This is a genomic window from Mycobacterium sp., from assembly GCF_035653355.1.
Lineage (GTDB): Bacteria > Actinomycetota > Actinomycetes > Mycobacteriales > Mycobacteriaceae > Mycobacterium.
Genome location: NZ_DASRBZ010000677.1, coordinates 1 through 2,966 on the forward strand (window position 1 = coordinate 1; position 2,966 = coordinate 2,966).

Genomic DNA, 2,966 nt, shown 5'->3' on the forward strand with positions numbered 1-2,966 from the left:
CCGCGTCCGCCAGCCGCCCCTTTCGCCGATATTCGATGGCATCCCGCAGGCGCATCGCACCTCCGCTAGCGGGCTGCGGCGCCTTCACCCGCCCCCGCTGCGTTTCTCGTTCAGCTGACCACGATCGAGGTGGAGGCCAACACGTCCACCAGCGCGATTTTGGCGGACCCGCCGCTGGGCGTGGTCGAGCCGCCGATCAGAATCGAGCCGTCACTGGCGAGCCCCACGCCGTACCCGCTGTCGGTCGAGTAATTTGACGTGCCGCCCAAATCGATGAGGAAGTTGCCGCCCGACCCGAACGTCGTGTCCAGATTCCCGCTGCTGTCGAACTGGGATACGAGCATGTCGTGGTTGTACGTTCCGCCCGTGACGATCTGGCCGGTCGACTTGACGACGACCGAGTAGGCGTCGCCCGCCTGTCCGACCGACAGTCCGTCGCTCCCATAGGGCCCGAAGCTGGCCAGGCTGCCGTCGGTGCCGGACCACATGCCCAGGGCGACCGATTCGCTACCCAGGGCGGTCGTCCCTCCCGCGGCAAACAGGTACGGCAGCCCCGAGACGAGCCCGACGGCCAGCGCGTACGCGTGGTCGGTGGAGGGGATGTGAACGGCGCCGTGGCCGGTGCCGATGGTGTTGCCGAAGTTGGTCCGGACGTAGCCGGCCCCGCTGCCGAAGTTGTGATCGCTGCCGGTGCCGCCGGTCTCCAGCACGCCCGAGTCCGTGAGTTCCGCCAGGGTGAAGTCGCAGCCGCCCGAGTAGGTGGTGTACCCGGCCAGGGCCAGGTAGTCGTCGCCGTCCCCGGTGCCCTGGCCCTCGTCCACGTCCACGATGGAGGTGGCGGTGATGCACGCGTTGAGCGATCCGGTGGAGAAGGCACATACGCCGTGCCCGCCGTTCCAGGTGCTGGGGACGTTGCCGCTGGTATCCAGCTCGATCGCCGCCATGCAGCAGTAGCCGGTGCCGCTTGCCACGGTGTTCCCGACGGCGTAGACGTCATAAGTGTCGGTGTCGTCAATGCAGACGCCGAACGCTTGACCGGTCGAGACGACGCCCGATTTATCAAACGCAATCGTGCCCTGATTTGTGTTAGCGTGGGCGTCAATCAGCGCGACTCCCCACCCACCGAAGCTGCCGCAAACAGCGACGTATCTTCCATCGTCACTGATAGCCATGCCATAGGGGGTCCCTGTGCCCATGCCACTGAGCACCCACGTTCCCGGGGTCGACGTGTCGCCGAAGCTCCTATCAACTGCGCCCTGCGGCGTGAACCTCGTAACGGCCGCCTTGCCATTGTACTTCGAGAGGACATAAATGTCCCCATCAAGGCTGGTGCCGCCGTGGTCAACGACCATCCCCGCGCCGCCGGCGTCGCCCATAGCGCCGGTCGGGGTGTAAATCGTGTCGCCTTGGTCGTCGTTCGGTTGGGTTCCGTCGCCATTGGGGTAGCCGAACCCGCTGTTGAGGGCGTAGGTGGCGATAGCGGTCGTCCCGTCGGTCGCGGACGTGGCGGTGGCGACGATGGAGTAGGTCTGAGCGGTGTATGTATGCGACACCTGGTACGGCACCGAAAAGCCGCCAGGCGGGGCGTTGATCGTCTGGTTGTGTGCCGGGTTGCTATCCCAGGCGATGACCCACTTGCTCGCTGCCGCGCCGGTGGTCCATAAGTAGATCGTTACGGTGGTACCTGAGTCGGCGACCCCGCTGATGAACGCCTTGAAGGTGGCCGTGAGGTGCACCCTCGGCTCGAGCGGCTCGACGAGGGCCGGTAGACGCGCAGCGGGGTTGGCGATCGCTTCGGCGGATTCACACGCGTGCTCCACCGCGTCGATGAACTTGTTGGACCGACGGGAACGGCTCCTCGCGCCTCGTCCGCCACCTCCAAATCACTGGTTTGCGTTCGCATGTAGCAACATGGTCGACTCCTTCCTTGATTTCGCGGCTGGGCGGGCGCGGGGAGTCCACGCCCCGCCCTCCACATGTTGATTTGCGTTGAAAGCCCCCTCAGCCCTCACTGGCTCGAGAATATGTCCACGTAATGCTCATAAGCTGGCGTCGCCACCGAATTCCCGTGCGACGTCGCCGCATGTTTGAAAATGTCCGGATCAATGACCTCCACGTGCCCGTCGAAGCAGCAGACGTTGCACATCCCCTGATGTCGCTTCGTAAGCGAGATCACCAAGTCGCCGCTGGTTGGCGAGACGCCTGACACAGCAAGGTCGGCGCCCGCCGGCCCCTTACCCTCCAATATCAGCAGCTTGTTCGACGGGTGGCGTACCTGGGTGAGCCGTATCCCAAAACGGTCTGGATGCGTCGACACGGTGGTGATCAGCCCGTCGGTCAGGCTGTAACTGAAGTTGCGCGTGGAATTCGGAATGAACCCTCCGTCACCGTCGCCCGCCTGCAACATCCGCGGCTCGTCATCCGAGGGGCAAAGAAAGATTCGTTGCCGTACGGCTACGTCGCGGGAGATATACGGCCAGAGAACGCCTCGGTCCCAACTGAGGATTCCGATCGCATCGACCCCGATCGCCTCGAACGGCAGCGGCTTGGAAGGAGGCGGCACTCCGATCGGAATCGGCAGTATCCCTTTATGGTCGTTGGCGTAGGTCAGCGCCGCGATCCCGATCTGCCGCATGTTGCTGGCACACACGGCCCGCCGGGCCTGCTCCCGCGCGTTCTTCAGCACCGGCAGCAGGATCGCCATCAGGACCGTAATGATCCCGATCACCACCAGCAGCTCGACGATCGTAAAGGCGGCTCGCGGTCTGGAACCACCGAGACCTCTCCGCGCTGCCTCCGTGTTGGGTGCCGTGTTCGTCATCGTTGCCCGCCCATCTACTATTAAATAACCGCAGACGCCGTTTTTCGCGCGGGAAAATAAAAAAATTGGGCGGAAGCGACTCGACAGCCATCGCATTCACCGGTCGGCATCGAGGATCGCGCGGAGCGTTGCTCTCGTCCGTCGC

2 protein-coding genes are annotated in these 2,966 nt (G+C 64.2%); both read right to left on the minus strand.

The genetic code is table 11. From position 1 onward, the window contains the following. Positions 1-110: 110 nt before the first annotated feature. The gene (locus VFA16_RS23325; protein WP_324970115.1) at positions 111-1,565 is read right to left on the minus strand and encodes a hypothetical protein; all 1,455 of its coding nucleotides are present in this window, start codon (positions 1,563-1,565) and stop codon (positions 111-113) included. A gap of 443 nt (positions 1,566-2,008) precedes the next feature. Then, positions 2,009-2,917, minus strand: coding sequence for a DUF1559 domain-containing protein (locus tag VFA16_RS23330; RefSeq protein WP_324970116.1), 909 nt, complete (start codon positions 2,915-2,917; stop codon positions 2,009-2,011). Positions 2,918-2,966: the final 49 nt, after the last annotated feature.

Excerpts from the sequence above, each read along its gene's own strand:
- VFA16_RS23330 (WP_324970116.1), bottom strand. The coding sequence starts at position 2,917 with ATGCGATGGCTGTCGAGTCGCTTCCGCCCAATTTTTTTATTTTCCCGC.